The 1,068-nt window shown below is 57.5% G+C and carries 2 protein-coding genes; both read right to left on the bottom strand.

What is annotated here, in order from left to right; translation table 11 throughout:
• On the bottom strand, positions 1–736 hold a 736-nt coding region (locus J5224_RS29580; protein WP_264628634.1), incomplete at its 3' end, for an Ig-like domain-containing protein.
• 7 nt (positions 737–743) lie between these two features.
• On the bottom strand, positions 744–1,068 hold a 325-nt coding region (locus tag J5224_RS29575), incomplete at its 5' end, for a retention module-containing protein (RefSeq protein WP_264628633.1).

Here is a 1,068-nt window from a genome sequence, read left to right as displayed (position 1 = left end):
TGCTCCACTGGCCGTTCACCACCGGCACGCCAACGATCGTGACTACCTTGCCGTTAACGTCCGTGAACGTCAGGTCTACGGAAGACTCACTGCTGGTCCCGCTGATAACGGTCGCTGTCGACTCAGCGCTATTAATAAAGCCGTCGTCACCCGCGAAGTGGGTAATCGCAACGTCTGGGGCAGAGGTATCGACCCCGTAAGGGCGTGTAGCATTGGCAGTAGTCTGGTTACCCGCCTCATCGGAAGTGGTCACAGAGGCATTAACAGCGCTGTTACTTGCCAGCACGCTACCCGGCACGCCGCTCACGCTCCACGTTTTTCCATCCGCATTCACCGTGGTGGTATAACGTTCATTACCAATCGTCAGCGTGACGGTATCACCCGCCTTCACGTCACCCGAGACCGTTCCACCAATGGTTTGACTTTGTCCGGCCTCTTCTGCGTTAACAACATCGTCATTGGCAATGAGATCGATCGCAATGCCTGCATCAGGGGGCAACGTATCTACGGTTACCGAATCCTGCCCGCCCGTACCAGGAATGCCGTTTTCATCGCTATATGAACCATCAGGCACGGTGACAGTGACCGTCCCTTCAAAATTGGGATTTGGGGTGAGCGTACCCGTCCAGCGGGTAGGGTCGGTGGGATCCTGAACCAGATTGGTGAGCGTACCGTTGCTCACGCTCACATCACTGGCATCAAAACCGACTGGCGGCTTGGTAAAGGTGAAGGTCACCGAGCCATCAGGAAACAATGGTCAACGCAGGAGGCGTAGTATCCGGTGTCGTTTCGCTGCTGGCTGCGGCGGCGCGATTGGCAACATCAGCGCCTGTCAGATCGTCGGTAGACGTCGCGGCAAATGCCAGCCCTTGGGTATCATAACCCGCAGTAGCCTCAACCACCTGCCCTGTCAAGCCAAAGACCATGTCGGCAGCATTGACGTGACTGCCACCACCGTCGCCCGCTTCGCCAACGTCAGTATTACCCGCGGCTGGCGCTTCCAGCACTTGAGTCGGGTCAGCGCCTTGTGCGATGGCATCCTGTAATGCCGCCACATCCTGAGCGTCT

This window comes from Candidatus Symbiopectobacterium sp. NZEC135, from assembly GCF_025962695.1.
The sequence above is the reverse complement of the archived record's forward strand: the minus strand, read 5'-3'. Positions and strand labels throughout refer to the sequence as shown.